Consider the following 16,544-nt stretch of genomic DNA (forward strand, 5'->3'; position numbering starts at 1 on the left):
CCCCGTGCAGGCTCTTTTGTTTTCTGTGAGCCTAGCTTCTCGCCTCGCTTTACACTGCCGTAGTTGTCCCCGTGCTCAGATAGCATCTGAGCAGCCGTATCTTGCCGCTATAACCTGTTCCCCCCTTCTTGCCTCCAATACGCCACGTGTGACACCTGTTTATGGATTGCTGAGTTGTTCGGCGATTAATTCCGCTGCGGTAAATTGTTTCAAGATATTAATTGGTGATTGAGATCGAACTCCTCTTCTTTATGCTAAAGGTGGTGCACCTCATCCGGTCCGCAGGCCGTGTGGGGGCGAGAGGTATTGTTACCGGTTATCTGCCAGGCAGTGGGTGCAATCAATAACAAGCTGATAAGGCAGATGAGGTTGAGTTTGACGAAATCATTGAAGTTGTCCGACGTATTCGGATTGGGGTTTATGACGTTTGCCTTCTATCTGGGGGCTGGCAATATCATTTTTCCGCCGCTGGCCGGTTTTATGGCTGGTGAGCATCTGCTGGCCGCCATGTGCGGCTTTTTGCTGACGGCGGTGGGCTTGCCGCTGATCACCCTGATTGCGGTGGCCAAGGGGAGTTCGGGAGGCGGCGCGAGTGGCTGGACCGGAATGACCCGCTATCTGCCCGCCGGGGCGGCGACGGCGCTGGCCATCGCCATCTATATCATCATGGGGCCAGCCTTTGCCATTCCCCGCACCGGTCTGGTCGCCTACGAGATGGGGCTCAAGCCCTGGCTTGGCGATGCCGGTCATGCGGGACTGCTGATCTACACCCTGAGTTTCTTTGCGCTGGTGATCCTGGTGGCGCTCGATCGGGGCAAGCTGCTCGATGCGGTCGGCAAGTATCTGACCCCAGCCCTGATGGCGATGCTGCTTATTCTGGCGGTCGGGGTCTTTATGATGCCGCAGGGCACCATGCCTGATGCCAGCGGTGAGTACATAGATGCAGCCCTGACCAAAGGAATGCTGGAAGGGTACAACACCATGGATACCCTGGCCTCCCTGATGTTTGGTGCCCTGATCATCGGGTTGTTGCGCCAGAAGGGGATCGAGGATTATCGCAGTCAGTTCAAATATCTGACCATTGCAGGCTTGATCTCGGCGGTCGGGTTGTCGGCGGTGTATGTCTCGCTCTTTCAGCTGGGCAACAGCGCCGGTGGGGTGGCAAGCGATATCAGCAATGGTGGGGCCATCGTCAATGCCTACGTCCTGAGCCTGTTTGGCCAACCGGGTCAGTTTATTCTTGCTGCCATCATCACCCTGGCCTGTTTTACCAGCGCAGTTGGCCTGCTCTGTGCCGGTGCCGACTACTTCCATGGCCTGACTGGCTGGACCTATCGCAACTGGGTGATCCTGCTGGGGGCGCTCTGTGCGCTGGTAGCCAATGTGGGGTTGAGCGAGCTGATTGGCCTCTCCATCCCGGTGCTGGTGGCCATCTATCCGGTTGCCATCGCGCTGGTGCTGGTGACCTTCCTCAAGGGATGGTTTGCCCAGGCACGGCTGGCGTTTCGCGGCGTGCTGACGGTCGCCTTTCTGTTTGGTTGCCTCGATGGGCTGGGCGCTGCCGGTATGTCGATGGACGGCTTTGCCTTCCTGCCGCTGTTCGACAAGGGGCTTGCCTGGCTGCTGCCGACTCTGCTGGCCTGCATCGTCGGCATCCTGGTGCGACCAAGCGGGAAGTTGGCTGCCGAAGCGGCTTGATTCAGGGTCAACGAGATAGCAAAGAGGCCAGCAACTGCTGGCCTCTTCTGTTTCTGCCGGATCCGTTACCGGATCAAATTTGCGGGCCTGACGGCTTGGGTTTGCCATCCAGACCATACCAGTGGGTTTCTACCCGTCCGGCATGCCACTCGAAGGTGCCCCAGGGCTGCTTGGCTTCCCAGCGCGGGAAGTTGATGAGCACCCGGTTATCTTCGTACTTGTAGAGGGAGGTGCTGATCTGAATGTCCGACAGGATCAACAGCAGGGCCCAGCAGATGAAAATCCATTTCAATGCTTTCCACATAGGGTTACTCGAAGCAGATTTCGATAGTGGCGCGACCGAAATCCGATTCGAACGGCATCATGATCTTGGTGCCATCGGCACGGTGGGTAATGGTGTGGTTGGGGCCGGAGACGATGATGGGGGTCGCCATGTCAAACTCGTAGCCCTTCTCGCCCAGCATCCGCTTGGCACCGCCGGTTACCATGTTGGTGATTTCACCGACCATGTCGGTCACCTCTTCGTTGATGTTGGCGGGCGCTTCCCCCAGCATGCGGCGCATGATCTCCAGCGCCAGCCCCTTCTCGAAGCTGATGGAGAGGGAGCCACGGGTCTGCGGGCCGACCATGCCAATCAGGCCGGAGACGTCACCGCGCGCCAACTCATCCATCTTGCGTTTCGGTTTGCCCGGTTTGAGTTCCAGCTGTGCCATGGTCGAGAGCACATTGAGCAGGGATAGCAGGAACGGATTTACAAAATCAGCCTTCATGATGACTTCCTACAGTGGGCGTACAACGGGCACATTGGCCATGTGCCTCTATCGTCTTATTGGTAATAGTAAAACCATGCAAGTGGGCCTGCTCGGAAAACGCGCTATCGATCGCCGCATCGTGAAGCTCGACCACATCCCCGCACTCGTCGCAGATCAACAACTGCATCGGGTGAGCGTGATCGAAGTGGCAGCAGAAGATAAACGCGTTGAGAGATTCCACCTTGTGAGCAAAGCCCTGTTCGAGCAAAAAATCGAGTGCCCGATAGACGGTTGGCGGCTTGGCATTGGCTTCGGTTTGTTGCAGCTGGGCCAACAAATCATAGGCGCTGATGGCGTTGCCGTGTGCCGCCAGCAGGCGAAATACCTGACGTCGGGTCGGGGTGAAGCGGATCCCTCGCTGTATACAGAGTCGCTCGGCTCGTTGTAAAAGTTGGTCTTGATTCATGATCGCGCAGATACCCTTTCTATTAGCCGGATACTATCACAGGGCCTCGCATGGCGCGGCGACAAAATTCATTTTCTGGGGCTGCTTCACGTTGTGATAAAATCCGCCCCTTTCTTTAGCCAACCCGGATGATTTTTATGCAGGCGCAGCGTTTTTCCATCGCCCCCATGCTGGACTGGACTGATCGGCATTGCCGTTACTTTCATCGACTGATGAGCCGCCAGACCTTGCTCTATACCGAAATGGTGACCACCGGCGCCATCATCCATGGCAAGGGGGATTATCTGGGTTACAGCGAGCAGGAGCACCCCATCTCCCTGCAACTGGGTGGTAGCAATCCGGCCGATCTGGCGCGCTGTGCCAAGCTGGCCGAGGAGCGCGGCTATGACGAGGTGAACATCAACGTCGGTTGCCCCTCTGATCGGGTGCAGAATGGCCGCTTTGGCGCCTGCTTGATGGGTGAACCGGCGCTGGTGGCAGACTGCGTCAAGGCGATGCGCGATGTGGTCGATATTCCGGTGACGGTGAAGACCCGTATCGGTATCGACGATCAGGACTCCTACGAATTTCTGCAGACCTTTATCGAACAGGTGCGCGATGCCGGTTGCGATACCTTTATCGTCCATGCCCGCAAGGCGTGGCTGAGCGGCCTGAGCCCCAAGGAGAACCGCGAGATCCCGCCCCTCGATTACCCTCGGGTCTATCGGGTCAAGCAGGATTACCCGGATCTCACCATCGCCCTCAACGGCGGTGTCACCTCCATGGAGCAGACTCTGGAGCACCTGCAACACGTCGATGGCGTCATGATGGGGCGCGAAGCCTATCAGAACCCCTACATTCTGGCGCAGGTGGACAATCTGGTGTTCGGCCAGAACAACGCCGTGCCGAGCCGCCACGAAGTGGTGCGGATGATGCTGCCCTATATCGAGCAGGAGCTGGCCAAGGGCAACTACCTCTCCCACATGACCCGCCACATGCTGGGGCTGTTCCAGAATATGCAGGGGGCCCGCGCCTGGCGTCGTCACCTGAGCGAGAACGCCTGCAAACCGGGAGCGGATATTCAGGTGGTGCTGGATGCCATGGCCAAGGTGCCGGAGTTTGCCGCCAGCGAGACGGCCGAATAAGCTAGTTGTGCCAAGGCAAGAGCAGCCAAAAAGCGCGTCAGTTGACGCGCTTTTTTGATCGCTGTCGCTTCAATGTCTGAACTGGTTGATCAGCCGCGAGAGGTCCTGCAGCCGCTCTACCAGCAGGGTGATGCCATCGAGGGCCTGCCTGCTGTTGTCGGCGGTGTGGCTGGCCAGCTGGTGGATCTGGTGTACCCCTTCATCGAGGGTCGCCGTGACGTCGGCCTGCTGACTCACCGCCTGGGCGATCTCGTCGCTGGTGCGGGTTACCTGCCCCAGCATCCTATTGATCTGGGTGAGCACGTCGGCGGTGGTGCCCGCGTGCTGCTGGCAACGCACCGAAGTCTGCGCCCCTTGCGTCATCCCGTCCGACAGCTGTCGTGTAGTCTGTTGCAGCGCCTGGATCATCTCGTGGATCTCGCTGGTCGAGGCACGGGTCTTCTGAGCCAGCGCCCTCACTTCATCCGCCACCACGGCAAAACCGCGCCCCTGTTCGCCCGCCCGGGCAGCCTCGATGGCCGCATTGAGGGCGAGCAGGTTGGTCTGGTCGGCGATTTGACTGATCACCTCCAGAATGCCGCTGATCTTCTGGCTGTCGCTGGTGAGCTGGGCCAGCACGGCGTGGTTGGCATCCAGCTCCTGATGGAGTTGGTTGACGGCAGAACGGGTGGTCGCCAATGCTTGCAGCCCCTCGTCGGATACCTGCTGTACCTCTATGACCAGATTGCTTGCCTCATGGGCACTGTGGGCCACATCCCGAATGGAGTGGCTCAACTCGGTGATGGCGGTCGCCAGCTGCTCGCTGTGGGCGCGCTGCTGCTGTAGGTGGGTATCGATGGTCTGGATATTGCCCCGGTCATCTTCGGCTGCCTGCAGGATCTGCTGGTTGGTGTCGGCGCTGCGCCCGACCACGGCCTTGAGCTCGGCCTGCTTCATCCGTAGGGCCAGTTCGACGGCCGCCAGAGTGTCGTGCCGTCGGGTGTAGAGCACCTGACAGAGGCGGGTTCCCTTGTCTTGATCGGCAAGGGTGAGCAGATGAGCCAGCCGTTGCTGCAATCGCCAGCCGTGGGTTGCCTGTGCCAACAGCAACAAGGCGGTGGGCAGCAGCCATAACAGGTTGCCGGTAGCAAAGGTAGCAAGGGTGGTGAACAAGGCAGAAACGGAGAGCCAGAGGGTCAGCTGACCCGGTTCAAAGTGAAAGCGGCTCAGCCAGGGAAGCGCCTTGCCGCTGCGCAACAGGCCATAGAGCTGCTCGGCCCAGGCCACATCGCTGGCGGCGGGTTTGGTGCGCACCGACTGGAACTCGACGATCTCCTTCTGCGCATTGAGGATCGGGGTGACGTAAGCGTTTACCCAATAGAACTGACCGCTTTTGGCGCGGTTCTTGACCAGCCCCATCCAGCTTTTGCCCTGTCGCAGCCGCTGCCACATGTCGGCGAAGGCCGCCTTGGGCATGTCGGGGTGTCGCACCAGATTGTGGGGCACCCCTTCCATTTCGGCCGCACCATACCCGGCCACATCACAGAAGTGCTGGTTGGCATAGGTAATATGACTGGCGGGATCCGTGGTCGAGATGAGTGCGATGTTGTCGGGGAAGTGTATCTCCCCCTCCTGATGGAGTTTGGTCATGTGTCGTTCCTGAAAAAGCCAAATAACTGATAACTATGTTTTTTATTGTCGTTCTCAGTTAATCATTCTAAGGCTCTTCAGTGACCCGAACTTGGCTTGGGTCAATTAATCAACACAATGAATTGATGAAGTGAGGGTCAGCTGGCCGGGGTGAAATCGTGAACTTCGCCGCTTCTCGGTTTAAAGCGCGGATCGCTATCTTTGTAGCTGCGCACCAGCTCCATCGTCTTGCAAAAGCTGGTCTGCTTGTCGTACTCCTGACGAGCCAATTCGATGGCCCGCTCGGCCCGGCGCCGTTCCATCTTGTCAGACTTGCGATCGCTGAACTGTTGCTGCTGATGCAGCATCCAGCCGACAAACTCTTGCTGGCATTGAGATTCGCTGTTGGCCTGAGCAGGCAGGGTCCACAATAACGAGAGCAGTATCAAATAACGCATGTCTGACTGGGCATTGAAGATTAATTGAACAGAAGGGGCGGCATTTTAGGCTGGAAATCGGGGTGTGAACAGTATCAATAGCGAGGCCCTGCGGGGCCTCGCATCGTTGTGGCCGGTGTCAGTGTTTGACGAGGTAGAGTTGGCGGCTGTAGGCCACATCTTCCGGGTTGTTGATGGGGTAGCCCTTGAGCCATGGCTTGATGAGGCGGGCATTGGTGTACTGGTAGATGGGGGCGATGGGGGCTTGATCCAGCAGGATCGCCTCCGCCTCGCCAAACAGCTTGCTGCGGCTGGCGGCATCCTGGGTGCTGGCCGCCTCTGCCAGCAGCTGGTCATAACGGGCATTGGCAAAGCCAGCCATATTGCCACTGTGACGAGAGCCCCACAGGCCGAGGAACGCTGACGGGTCGTTGTAATCGGCGACCCAGGAGGAGCGGATCACCTCGAACTGCCCGCTTTGGCGGCTGTCGAGATAGGTTTTCCACTCCTGATTGGTCAGCTCGACCTCTGCGCCCAGCTTCTGTTTCCACATGCTGGCGATGGCCAGCGCCATCTTCTTGTGAATTTCCGCAGTGTTGTAGAGCAGGGTCAGCTTGAGCGGCTTGTCCGGGCCGTAACCGGCCTCCTTGAGCAGGGCCTTGGCCTTGCTGTCCAGCGCCGGTTGGCTGCTGGTGGAGAGCAAGTTGGCGGCCGGGGTAAAGCTGGCGGTCACATCCGGAGTGAAGTGATAAGCAGGTTTCTCGCCGGTACCGAGCACCTTGTCGGCGATCAGGGTGCGATCGATGGTGTAGGAGAGCGCCTTGCGCACCCGCACATCGTTCAGTGGTGCCTGCTTGGTATTGAAGGCGTAGTAGTAGGTGCCGAGCTGATCCGGGGTGTAGACCTCATTCGAGATCTGCTGCTTCAGCTTGTCGTACTGCTCCTTGGGGAAGGATTCGGTGATATGCAGATCGCCAGCCAGATAGCGGTTGGTCGCCGCGCTCTCCTGATTGATCGGCATGAAGATCACCTTGGTCAATACGGTATGGGCCCGATCCCAGTAATAAGGGTTGGGGGTCAGCTCCAGCTTCTCGTTGACCACCCGGTTGTTCAGCACAAAGGCACCATTGCCCACCAGTTTGCCGGGTTGGGTCCACAGGTTGCCGTACTGTTCGATGCTGGCCTGATGGAGCGGCGACAGGCTGGGGTGGCTCAGCAGGTTCAGGAAGTAGGGCACCGGCTGGGAGAGGGTCACCTGCAGGGTGTGGTCATCGAGGGCCTTGACCCCCAGCTCGCTGGCAGGCAATTTGCCAGCGACTATCTCGTCCACCTTGTCGAAACGGGCCAGTTGGGCAAACCAGGCGAAGGTGGCCGCCTCTTTCGGGTCGACCAGCTTGCGCCAGCCGTAGACGAAGTCGCCGGCCTTGACCGGATCGCCGTTGGACCAGCGCGCATCCGGGCGCAGATGGAAGGTAAAGAACTGGTTGCCCTTGTTCTCCCAGCTGGCCGCCACCCCGGCAATCGGTTTGCCATCCGGCCCCTGGGTCAGCAGCCCCTCGAACAGATCCCGCAGTACCTGCAACTCCGGCAGGCCGACCAGCTTGAGCGGGCTCAGGCTCGCAGGTTCATCCTTGAGGTGGCGAACGACAATCTGCTCGGCGGCGAGTTGTGTTCCGGCGGGAATATCGGCAGCCTGGACAGCAGCACAGCCCAGCAGGGCCAGCAAGGGGCTCCATCCTTTCATGGGTCGGATCCTTCAAATAGTGTGAAGCGGGGAGAAAACTCGGCGAGAAAATATCGCCGACAGATGGGAAATCATGATATCCCGTTTGCTGGTCTGGCCGCCAGCATTCGACTCTCACTCCCAATCGGGGTAGAAGAGCGTTCCCGGCGTCTGTGCAGTTCAATGTGGTGAGGAGTGTCAAACGATGAAAGCATGGTTATTGCTGGCCTGTGTGTTGAGCCAGAGTGCCTGGGCGTTGGCCCCGTGCCAGAGCGACACGGCGGTGGGCAACTGGTGCGAGATCGGCATCGATGCCTTGCACCCGACTCAGGGGGGCGTCGGCCAGATCCAGGTTGATGAGACCCAGGCCACATTGGCAGGCATGAGCGCAAAGCAGCTCGACAAGTTGATGAAAAAGAAAGAGATCCCCGTGGTGATTGCGCCGGATGGCAGCTACTGGCTGGTGGATAGACACCATCTCACCAAGGCGCTGTGGCAGCAGGGCGTCAAGGATGCCCGGGTCAAGGTGATTGGCCGTCTGCAGGACAAAGCCAACTTCTGGAGCCAGATGCAGAACAACCATTGGGCCTGGCTCAAGGATGAGAAGGGGCAGCCGCTGACCCCGGAGCAGTTGCCGACCAGTATCGACAAGCTGTCTGATTATCCCTATCGCACCTTGGCCGGGCTGCTGCAGAATGCGGGCTACTTTCGCAAGGACAAACAGATCTATTTCGTCGAGTTTGCCTGGGCCAGCTGGCTCGGCAAGCAGATGCAATGGATGCCGGTGGACAGCGCCAATCTGGCGGCCAGGCTGCAACAGGCCAAACGGCTCGCCTGCGGCAGCGATGCCAAGGATCTACCCGGTTATCCCGGCAAGCAGTGCAGCCTCAACCAGTCCAAAAGCGCGCAGTGAGTGGATGTGCGATGACGGCATCAAGAGTATGCCGGAGATAACAGAGGGCGACCCAAGGGTCGCCCTCCTGCTGTCAGCTACTGGTTAGCGGTGGTCACTCATGGCGCTCCGCCCAGCGGGCAGCCGCCTGTTCAAGCAGGGCGACGTCACCTTGCTGGATCAGCGGTAGCAGATCGTTGACCTGTTGATCCGGCCAATCCCACCAGGCGAGGGCCTGTAGCCGGGCAATCTCCTCCTCGCCAAAGCGCATCCGCACCATCTTGGCCGGGGTGCCCGCCACCATGGCATAGGGCGGCACATCCTGATTGACCAGCGAGCGGGCGGCGATGATGGCGCCGTCGCCGATGGTGACGCCGGGCATGATCATCGCCTCCATGCCGATCCAGACATCGTTACCGATGCGGGTATCGCCAGCGGGGCGGTAGCTGCGCTGGAGCGCCGCCAGATCGGCGAACGGATAGGTGCTGATGAAGGCGGTGTTGTGGGTATGGTTGCCCCCCATGATGATCTTCACCCCAGCGGCAATTTGCACATAGTCGCCGATATGGAGCCGGTCGATATGCCAGAGCGGTTCCCAGCCGGTGTCCGGGCTGCGGCTGAAGGGATCGCCATGGAGGTAGCGCACTGCCACCTCTTCGAAGGGGCCATCCCAGGCACCCGAGTAGTAGCTGTGTTGTCCCTTGAGGCAGATATTGGGGTTGGTCACCGTCAGGTGCAGGTATTCGACCTGCGACCAGTGTTGGCAGGTGTTCATGCTGGTACTCCTTTGCTGAATGGATCGGATGGGTTGCGTTCGCTTGAGCGCAGCTAATAGATCCAGACCAGCATGCGGGGCACGCAGAGTAGGGAGCAGCCCAGCATCTGCGGGAGGCGTGGTCGCATTGTGGTGTGCTCCAAAGGAGGGGGGGGGCGCGATCATAAGGGCGGGCGCCGGGTTTGCCAAGGTTTTGCAGAGATCCTGCACTAACCATCTGGTTGATATTTATTCTCAATTAGCCATGATAACACTCCCACCATGACGGACTCGGGAGAGCGAGATGACACCGCAAAGTTGGCAACGATACATGCTGGAGGCGGAGCGTGCCTGGCAGGCCGGTTCGCTGGGGGCAGCGATCTGCTTTTATCAGCAGGCGCTGGGGGATGTTTACGAGATGACTCAGGTCGAGCTGACCGAGCTGGCCACCATGCGGGTCGCCACCTGTCACCGGCTGGCTGACTTCTGGCGGGCGATGGATGAGCCGACTTACGAGTTGCGCTACCTGAAACTTGCCTCCGAGCTGGTCACTGCGCTGGTGCCGCAGTGCCCAAACCGGGAGTGCGAGGCACTGATCAGCGAGCTGGGTTGCTGTCGCGGAGCCCTGCTCGCCTTTCTCAAGCGCCACCCCAATCCGGAAATTGCCCGGCTGATCCAGCTGCAGGACAAGGTGCAGGGCTGCGAGCTGATCGGTCGGTTTCGTCTCAACTGAGCGGATGTGGGCGCGGCTCAGCCTCGCCGTTTGAGTTTCTGGGCGATACGTTGCTGCGCCTCTTCCCCTTGCAGTGCCTGGGCGAAGGCGCGCGCCTCCAAATCGATGACAAAGTGTACCGCCTGTTTAAGCTCCTGTTTCAGCAGCGCCTTGCTCTTTTGTAGCGCTCTGGGCGGTTTGGCCGCCAGCTTCAGCCCCTGCTCGCGGGCAAAGGAGAGCACTCCATCGGCCGCCACCACCTTGTTGGTCAGCCCGAGACGTAGCGCTTCCTCGGCATCCATCGCCTCGGCCAGCAGCAACAGCTCGGCCGCCTTGAGGTGTCCCACTAGACGTGGCAGCAGCAGGCTGGAGGCGAACTCCGGCACCAGTCCCAACTCGACGAAAGGAAGCTGCAAGCGGGCGTTATCCGCCAGATAGACCAGATCGCAGTGCAGCAGAATGGTGGTGCCTATCCCTACTGCAGGACCTGCAACAGCGGCGATCACGGGTTTGGGGAAATCGGCCAGGGTGTGGAGGAACTGCAGGATGGGGTCGTCGGGCTCCAGCGCGCTCTTGCCCATAAAGTCGGCCAGATCATTGCCCGCGGTAAAGCAATCTTGCTGCCCCTGCAACAGCAGGACATGCACCTCCTCATCGGCTGCCGCCTCTCGCAGCGCTGCCACCAGTTGCTTATAGAGCTCGGTATTGAGGGCGTTGCGCTTGTCGGGGCGGTTGAGGGTCAGGGTGAGCAAGCCATCCTGCTGCTCGGCAATGAGAATGGGGGCCATGTCTAAATCCTTGTTATTGAAAGGTGCAAAAAAGGTTGCTGCTGGGGTAACCTTGGCGCCGTTTAACAACATCATAAAAGGATTTCAACCATGTTTAAACGTGCGTTTTATTCTCTGCTGGTTCTGGGTATGACGGCGCCTGCACTGGCCAAGGTCGAGGCTGTCGACGGTTATGTGCGCCTGTTGCCGCCGGGCTCCCCCAACACTGCCGCCTTTATGGTGCTCAAGAATGACGCCGACCAGCCGGTCAAGCTGGTGGCGGCGGCTTCTGCTGCGGCCGGGCGTGCCGAGCTGCACACTCATCTGCACGAAAATGGCGTGATGAAGATGCGTCAGGTCGAGAATATCGAGATCCCGGCCAAGGGCGAAGCGGTGCTGAAACCGGGCAGCCTGCACATCATGCTGTTCGAGGTGGGCACGCTCTCCGAGCAGACCCCTTTCCCGCTCACCCTCACCATGGATGATGGTCAGAAGCTGGATCTGTCACTGCCGGTGAAGCCGATTGAGCCGATGGCAGAGATGAAGCATATGAAGCACTGACATTTGTCGTCGTTTGTTCAGGATTGACGCTGGGTATTTTGGCTGCACCGAGTAAAATAGTGCTCTTTTCCATGTATGCAAGAGGAAGTGACGTAATGAAAAAGACGCTGATTGCCGGTTTTGTGCTGGCTCTGTGCAGCCAGAGTGCCATGGCCGCTGACGACTGGCGTTTTGCCGCCGGTGCCGACGTATGGGCCGCCAAGGGCAGTGGTCAGGCTTATGGCACCAGTGCTGATGGCAGCTATGACGACAGCTACAACTGGAACGGCTATCTGCAACTGGAACACGGCATCATCTTCCTGCCGAACGCCAAGTTTGAAGTCTCCGATTTCAGCACCTCCGGCGGCAACTTCAAGAACGATCTGACTGCCTACGATCTGAGCCTCTACTACCGTCTGTTTAACAACGATCTGTTCAAGATCGATCTGGGTATGACCGGCCGTCACTACGATGGCGAGCAGGTCTACTTCGGTCGCAAGGGTTATGACGAAGATACCCTGATGGCCTATGCCGGCAGCGAAGTGAAGATCCCGGGCACCGGCATCGCCTTCTTCGGCGATCTGCGCACTCACGATGCGGACAACTATGACTACCGTCTGGGCGGTTCCTACAAGTTCTCCTCCATGCCGATCAAGCTGCGTGCCGGCTGGCGTGAAGCCAAGGTCGACTTCGCCAATATCGACCAGTCTGTCGATGGCTGGTTCATGGGCGGCGAATTCACTTTCTAATCCGGCGTTGTCTGACAACGGGGGTGATATTCTTCGCCAACATCTATCAGAGCATTCTGTCGATGGATGGTTCATGGGCGATGAGTTCACTTTCTAATCTGACCGTCGACTGGCGACGAGGAGCGATAATGGGCCACATCATAGTGACAGGTGCCGGTTCTGGTCTCGGCCGGGCGCTGACCATAGGTCTGGTTGAGCGGGGCCATCAGGTCTCCATGATGGGGCGCCGTTATCAGCGACTGCAGGAGCAGGAACAACTGCTCGGCAGCGCGGTGATCGGCATCGCGGCCGATCTGGCGCACCATGAAGAGGTTGACGTCGCCTTCGCTGCAGCGGTGGAGTGGGGCGGGCAGCCCGACATGGTGATCCACTGCGCCGGGGTCGGCGAGTTTGGCCCGGTCGGTGTTTACACCGCTGAACAGATCCGCCGGGTGGTGGAGAGCAATCTCATCTCCACCATTCTGGTGGCTCAGCAGACGGTGCGGCTTATCGGTGAGAAAGGCGGAGTGTTGGCCAATGTGCTCTCCTCCGCCGCGCAGGTGGGCAAGGCTAACGAGAGCCTCTACTGCGCCTCCAAATGGGGGATGCGCGGCTTTCTCGAATCCTTGCGCGCCGAGCTGAAAGGCTCGCCACTGCGGCTGGTCAACCTCTACCCGAGCGGGATCCGCAGCGAATTCTGGGACAACTCGGATCACGTGGACCCGAGTGGCTTCATGACTCCGGAAGATGCGGCGGCCTATATGCTCGACGCACTGGAAGCCAGAAGCAGCTGCCACGTGACCGATCTCTTTATCGGTCGCAATCCCTGAGGCAACCCTTCATCCGGTTGCCGTCGTCAGCACACAGAAACAAAAAGCGCGCCAAATGGCGCGCTTTTTTATATCGGGAAGAGGGCGGAATTAACGGCCCAGCTTGGCCTTGAGCATGGCGATGATGTCGCTGATGGCCACTTCCTGCTTCTCGCCGGTGCGGCGGCACTTGTACTCCACCACGCCGTTGTCCAGACCGCGATCGCCGATGACGATGGCGTGCGGGATGCCCAGCAGCTCCATGTCGGCGAACATCACGCCCGGGCGCTCTTTACGGTCGTCGAACAGCACGTCTACACCAGCGGCTTTCAGCTCGGCGTAGAACTGTTGTGCCTGCTCGGCCACGCGCTCGGATTTGTGCATGTTCATCGGCACGATGGCCACTTCGAACGGGGCGATGGCGTCCGGCCAGATGATGCCGTACTGGTCGTTGTTCTGCTCGATGGCAGCGGCCACCAGACGGGAAACCCCGATACCGTAGCAACCCATCTCCATGGTGACGGATTTGCCAGCTTCGTTCAGCACGCTCGCCTTCATCGCTTCGGAGTACTTGGTACCCAGCTGGAAGATGTGGCCCACTTCGATACCGCGCTTGAGCAGCAGCTTGCCCTGGCCGCACGGGCTCGGGTCGCCTTCCACCACGTTGCGCAGGTCGGCAACTTCGTAAGAAGCGATGTCGCGATCCCAGTTGGCACCGGTCAGGTGGAAGCCGGTTTCGTTGGCGCCGCAGACGAAGTCCGCCAGATGGGCGGCGCTGCGATCGACGATGATGCGACCGGCAAAGCCGACCGGGCCGATGGAGCCTGCATCGCAACCGGCGGCCGCCTTGATCTGCTCGTCGTTGGCGAAGGTCAGCGGGTTGGCCACGCCAGCCAGTTTCTCGGCCTTGATTTCGTTCAGCTCGTGGTCGCCACGCAGTACCAGCGCGATAACGGTCTGCTTGCCGTGCTCATCTTCCTCTGCCAGTACCAGCAGGGTCTTGGCGATGGCGGTCGGTGCCACGTTCAGGAAGGCGGCCACTTCGTCGATGGTGTGGACGTTCGGGGTGGCAACCTTGGTCAGGGCTGCGGTGGCGGCAGCGCGCTCACCAGCCGGTGCCAGCGCTTCGGCCATCTCGATGTTGGCGGCGTAATCGGAGCTGTCGGAGAAGGCGATCAAGTCTTCACCGCTCTCGGCCAGCACCTGGAATTCGTGGGAACCGGTACCCCCGATGGAGCCGGTATCGGCTTGCACCGGACGGAAGTTCAGACCCATGCGGGTGAACGCCTTGCAGTAGGCGGCGTGCATCTTCTCGTAGGTATCGACCAGAGATTCCTTGTCGATGTGGAAGGAGTAAGCATCCTTCATCAGGAATTCGCGGCCGCGCATCACGCCGAAACGGGGGCGCACTTCGTCGCGGAACTTGGTCTGGATCTGGTAGAGGTTGAGCGGCAGCTGCTTGTAGCTGTTCACTTCGTAACGCACCAGCGCAGTGATCACCTCTTCGTGGGTCGGGCCCAGCACGAAGGGACGGTTGTGGCGGTCGGTCAGACGGCACAGCTCGGGACCGTAGTCATCCCAGCGGCCGGACTCCTGCCACAGCTCGGCAGGCTGAACCACCGGCATGGAGACTTCGACGGCACCAGCATTGTTCATCTCTTCGCGAACAATGTTCTCGATTTTCTTCAGTACCCGCAGACCGGTTGGCAACCAGGCATACATGCCGGAGGCCAGTTTACGGATCATCCCGGCGCGCAGCATCAGCTGGTGGCTGACAACTTCAGCGTCGGAGGGGGTTTCCTTGAGAGTGGAAAGCAGATATTGGCTGGTACGCATCGCGGTAGACCTTAGCTAGAACGGGCGCGGGGCCCAGGATAATTTCAAGGGCGGAATTTTAACAGGCTGGGCGTTGCGGCCCAAGGGCTAAATTTGCCGCAACCCGAAAGGTGGCCACGCCCGGCAGATGGTCAGGGCAATGACCATTGCAACAAGCAGGCTTTTTATGCCTGCAATTTGGCCGGATCTCCGCTAAACTCTGCCACCTTTTCTCGATGGGCATGGCTCTGCCGCGTTCATCACCCCCCATTTTTAGTACTTTTGGAGCCGCTCATGCCGTTAGTGGGACATCAACACCAGATCGAGATCCTGGAACTGACCGACAAAGGAGATGGCAAAGGACGCCTGTTCGATCGCCCCCTGTTTGTCGAAGGTCTGCTGCCCGGTGAGCAGGCGCTGGTGGAGTTGACCGAGGTCAAGCCGAACTATCTGCACGGCAAGGTTGCCGAGCTGCTCCAGCCCTCCGCCGATCGGGTTGCCGATTTCTGCCCCAACACCGAGTGTGGTGGCTGTCAGGTACGTCCGCTGGCCTATCCGGCCCAGCTCAAGCTCAAGCAGGCCTTGGTGCAGAGCGCACTGGAACAGGTCGGGCTGGGTGACACCCCGGTCAAGGATATCCTTGGCATGGAGAGCCCGTTCGCCTATCGCAACAAGGCGCAATATGCGGTGCGTGGCTGTGACGCCGGTGCCGAGATCGGTTTTTATCGCAAGCACTCCCACGATCTCATCACCGCTGATGACTGTGCGGTGCAGGATCCGCTGCACGTCGAGCTCAACGCCCGGGTGCGCAACTGGATGCGCGCGCACGACATCGCCGCCTATGACGAAGTAAACCACAGCGGCTGCGTGCGTAACCTGATGACCCGCAAGGGCTTCAAGAGCGGCGAACTGATGGTGGTGTTGGTGACCCTGGGCGAGGAGCTGCCGTTCGAAGTCGAGCTGCTGGCGAGCTTAAGCGATCTGCCTATCACTACCCTGGTGCAGAACATCAACGATGAGCGCACCAACCGCATTCTGGGCGCCACCAACCGGGTGCTGCTCGGCGAAGGGGTGATCCGCGACAAGATCCACGAACTCGAGTTCGAGATCTCGCCGCTCTCCTTCTTCCAGAACAACCCGACCCAGACCGATGTGCTCTACTCCAGCGCCCTCGAGTATGCCGAGCTGACCGGTAACGAGACGGTGTTCGACATCTATTGCGGTATCGGCACCATCTCCCTGTTCCTGGCTGGCAAGGCCGCCAAGGTCGTCGGGATCGAGTCGGTGGAGAGCGCCATCAGCGATGCCCGCCGCAACGCCGCCCTCAACGGCATCGAGCACACCGAATTCCACGTCGGCAAGGCCGAGCAGCTGATGCCCGAGCTGCACGCCCAGGGCGTGACCGCTGACGTGGTGGTGATGGATCCGCCGCGCAAAGGCTGTGACAAGGCGGTGCTGCAGACCCTGGTCGCCATGGCGCCCCGCCGTCTGGTCTATGTCTCCTGCAACCCGCAGACTTTGGCCCGCGACCTTGCTTGGCTGGTCAAGCAGGGCTTCGTGCTGGACGAAGTGCAACCGGTCGATATGTTCCCGCACTCCATGCATGTGGAAGCGGTTGCCCGCTTGAGCCTGCCCGCCAAGGCATAAGTCGCCCCCGACTCTTGCCCATAAAAAAACGACGCCAGCTGGCGTCGTTTTTTCTATCTGATGCTCGCAGGT

Annotated in this window: 17 protein-coding genes; 8 read left to right on the plus strand and 9 right to left on the minus strand. The window is 59.7% G+C overall.

Translation table 11 applies throughout. The features are described 5' to 3' along the window. Positions 1-420: 420 nt before the first annotated feature. Positions 421-1,698 carry a branched-chain amino acid transport system II carrier protein gene (gene brnQ, locus ACW5XC_RS10580; RefSeq protein ID WP_042052445.1) on the plus strand — a complete coding sequence of 426 codons (1,278 nt, stop codon included), beginning with the start codon at positions 421-423 and terminating at the stop codon, positions 1,696-1,698. 73 nt (positions 1,699-1,771) lie between these two features. Here brnQ and ACW5XC_RS10585 read toward each other — a convergent pair whose 3' ends face one another. The 3 genes from ACW5XC_RS10585 to zur are packed head-to-tail and all read right to left on the minus strand — an operon-like array spanning position 1,772 to position 2,916. Then, positions 1,772-2,002 carry a hypothetical protein gene (locus ACW5XC_RS10585; RefSeq protein WP_042052444.1) on the minus strand — a complete coding sequence of 77 codons (231 nt, stop codon included), beginning with the start codon at positions 2,000-2,002 and terminating at the stop codon, positions 1,772-1,774. 4 nt (positions 2,003-2,006) lie between these two features. Further along, positions 2,007-2,468 (minus strand): chemotaxis protein CheX, encoded by a 462-nt coding sequence (locus ACW5XC_RS10590; RefSeq protein WP_005335807.1) that lies wholly within the window; start codon positions 2,466-2,468, stop codon positions 2,007-2,009. After that, complete coding sequence (zur, locus tag ACW5XC_RS10595; protein ID WP_074042686.1) at positions 2,458-2,916, minus strand: zinc uptake transcriptional repressor Zur; 459 nt, start codon at positions 2,914-2,916, stop codon at positions 2,458-2,460. Before zur ends, ACW5XC_RS10590 begins: the two co-directional genes overlap by 11 nt. 137 nt (positions 2,917-3,053) lie before the next feature. On the opposite strand from zur, the gene dusA reads away from it, so the two are divergent. Further along, positions 3,054-4,040, plus strand: coding sequence for a tRNA dihydrouridine(20/20a) synthase DusA (gene dusA / locus ACW5XC_RS10600; RefSeq protein WP_042052443.1), 987 nt, complete (start codon positions 3,054-3,056; stop codon positions 4,038-4,040). A 69-nt stretch (positions 4,041-4,109) separates the two neighbouring features. Here the strand turns inward: dusA and ACW5XC_RS10605 are convergent, their stop codons facing one another. The 3 genes from ACW5XC_RS10605 to ACW5XC_RS10615 form a co-directional block, all read right to left on the minus strand. Continuing rightward, positions 4,110-5,669 (minus strand): methyl-accepting chemotaxis protein, encoded by a 1,560-nt coding sequence (locus ACW5XC_RS10605; protein ID WP_042052442.1) that lies wholly within the window; start codon positions 5,667-5,669, stop codon positions 4,110-4,112. Between the two features lie 137 nt (positions 5,670-5,806). Next, positions 5,807-6,106, minus strand: coding sequence for a hypothetical protein (locus ACW5XC_RS10610; protein ID WP_005335795.1), 300 nt, complete (start codon positions 6,104-6,106; stop codon positions 5,807-5,809). Between the two features lie 118 nt (positions 6,107-6,224). Continuing rightward, positions 6,225-7,829, minus strand: coding sequence for a peptide ABC transporter substrate-binding protein (locus ACW5XC_RS10615; RefSeq protein WP_042052441.1), 1,605 nt, complete (start codon positions 7,827-7,829; stop codon positions 6,225-6,227). A 184-nt stretch (positions 7,830-8,013) separates the two neighbouring features. Here ACW5XC_RS10615 and ACW5XC_RS10620 point away from each other — a divergent pair, with 184 nt between their 5' ends. Then, positions 8,014-8,721: a ParB-like protein gene (locus ACW5XC_RS10620; RefSeq protein WP_042052440.1), complete on the plus strand. Its 708-nt coding sequence runs from the start codon at positions 8,014-8,016 to the stop codon at positions 8,719-8,721. Between the two features lie 94 nt (positions 8,722-8,815). Here ACW5XC_RS10620 and ACW5XC_RS10625 read toward each other — a convergent pair whose 3' ends face one another. Next, a complete protein-coding gene (locus tag ACW5XC_RS10625; protein ID WP_042052439.1) occupies positions 8,816-9,475 on the minus strand; it encodes a CatB-related O-acetyltransferase in 660 nt (219 codons plus the stop codon). A 283-nt stretch (positions 9,476-9,758) separates the two neighbouring features. Here ACW5XC_RS10625 and ACW5XC_RS10630 point away from each other — a divergent pair, with 283 nt between their 5' ends. Next, positions 9,759-10,187 carry a DUF2753 family protein gene (locus ACW5XC_RS10630; RefSeq protein ID WP_005335785.1) on the plus strand — a complete coding sequence of 143 codons (429 nt, stop codon included), beginning with the start codon at positions 9,759-9,761 and terminating at the stop codon, positions 10,185-10,187. A 17-nt stretch (positions 10,188-10,204) separates the two neighbouring features. Here the strand turns inward: ACW5XC_RS10630 and ACW5XC_RS10635 are convergent, their stop codons facing one another. Next, entirely contained in the window at positions 10,205-10,954 is a 750-nt protein-coding gene (locus ACW5XC_RS10635) for an enoyl-CoA hydratase-related protein (RefSeq protein ID WP_042052438.1), read from the minus strand. A gap of 90 nt (positions 10,955-11,044) precedes the next feature. On the opposite strand from ACW5XC_RS10635, the gene ACW5XC_RS10640 reads away from it, so the two are divergent. From ACW5XC_RS10640 to ACW5XC_RS10650, 3 genes are all read left to right on the plus strand, one after another. Next, entirely contained in the window at positions 11,045-11,494 is a 450-nt protein-coding gene (locus ACW5XC_RS10640) for a copper chaperone PCu(A)C (protein WP_005335782.1), read from the plus strand. 95 nt (positions 11,495-11,589) lie between these two features. Next, positions 11,590-12,222 carry a TIGR04219 family outer membrane beta-barrel protein gene (locus ACW5XC_RS10645; protein WP_005354809.1) on the plus strand — a complete coding sequence of 211 codons (633 nt, stop codon included), beginning with the start codon at positions 11,590-11,592 and terminating at the stop codon, positions 12,220-12,222. Between the two features lie 128 nt (positions 12,223-12,350). Continuing rightward, complete coding sequence (locus ACW5XC_RS10650; RefSeq protein WP_042052437.1) at positions 12,351-13,031, plus strand: SDR family oxidoreductase; 681 nt, start codon at positions 12,351-12,353, stop codon at positions 13,029-13,031. Positions 13,032-13,121: 90 nt separating this feature from the next. Here ACW5XC_RS10650 and ACW5XC_RS10655 read toward each other — a convergent pair whose 3' ends face one another. Then, positions 13,122-14,846: a proline--tRNA ligase gene (locus ACW5XC_RS10655; protein ID WP_042052436.1), complete on the minus strand. Its 1,725-nt coding sequence runs from the start codon at positions 14,844-14,846 to the stop codon at positions 13,122-13,124. Positions 14,847-15,119: 273 nt separating this feature from the next. Between ACW5XC_RS10655 and rlmD the strand changes: the two genes are divergently transcribed. Then, positions 15,120-16,472 (plus strand): 23S rRNA (uracil(1939)-C(5))-methyltransferase RlmD, encoded by a 1,353-nt coding sequence (gene rlmD / locus ACW5XC_RS10660; protein ID WP_042052435.1) that lies wholly within the window; start codon positions 15,120-15,122, stop codon positions 16,470-16,472. Positions 16,473-16,544 lie beyond the last annotated feature (72 nt).

The sequence above is a fragment of the Aeromonas sp. 25-AL00135 genome (genome assembly GCF_054052385.1).